Here is a 722-nt window from a genome sequence, read left to right as displayed (position 1 = left end):
CGGCGGGCGGCGATTGCCGCGGTCAGGATCGGCCGCAGCGGCTGCGCCTCGACCCGCTGCACCCGCGCCGACGACTTCGGCGCGAGGCGTGCGAGCAGCTCGTTCATCTTGCCGACCGACGATTGCAGAGTCGCCACCATGTCGGCGCGGAATTCCGGATTGTCGGCGTGCCGCTCGGCGTTGCGCGCGAGCAGCGACAGCTGGCTCACCAGATTCTTGATGTCGTGCAGGATGAAGGCGAAGCGGCGGTTGAACTCCTCGAACCGTTGCGCATTGGCGAGCGCTTCCTGGCTCATCGCCTCGGCGAGCGAGCTCGCCGCCTGCTTGCCGCCGGTGCGCAACAGGTCGAAATCTTCCCAGTCGAGCGGGCGGCGATATTCGGGCGCGGCGAGGATCACGAGGCCGACCAGCCGCTGCTGGTGGAGCAGCGGCACGCCGACCCACACCAGCTTGTCGTCGAGCATCCACCCGGGCACCGGAAGCGCTTTGTCTGCGTCCTTTGCCCACCCCTGCCGCAGCGCCTCGAACTCGACGATCCGGCCGCTTTCCTCGATTGCGCCCCACAGCGCGCCGTTTTCGGCCCGGCATGCTGCCGATGGGCTTTCGCCCGGCCAGTTCCAGCTCGCCGCGAGGGCGGCCGACCCGCCCTCGCCGGCCAGCAGCAGGCCGCCCGGCGCGTCGACCATGTCGGCGAAGGCCTTGACGATCCGCTCGGTGAGCGG

The 722-nt window shown here is 70.1% G+C and carries 1 protein-coding gene; it reads right to left on the bottom strand.

What is annotated here, in order from left to right; translation table 11 throughout:
• Window positions 1–722 (bottom strand): GAF domain-containing protein (locus tag GH737_RS14965; protein ID WP_155265547.1); only part of this gene is annotated, 722 nt, incomplete at both ends.

The organism is Sphingomonas segetis, assembly GCF_009720245.1.
GTDB classification, from domain to species: domain Bacteria; phylum Pseudomonadota; class Alphaproteobacteria; order Sphingomonadales; family Sphingomonadaceae; genus Sphingomicrobium; species Sphingomicrobium segetis.
The sequence above is the reverse complement of the archived record's forward strand: the minus strand, read 5'-3'. Positions and strand labels throughout refer to the sequence as shown.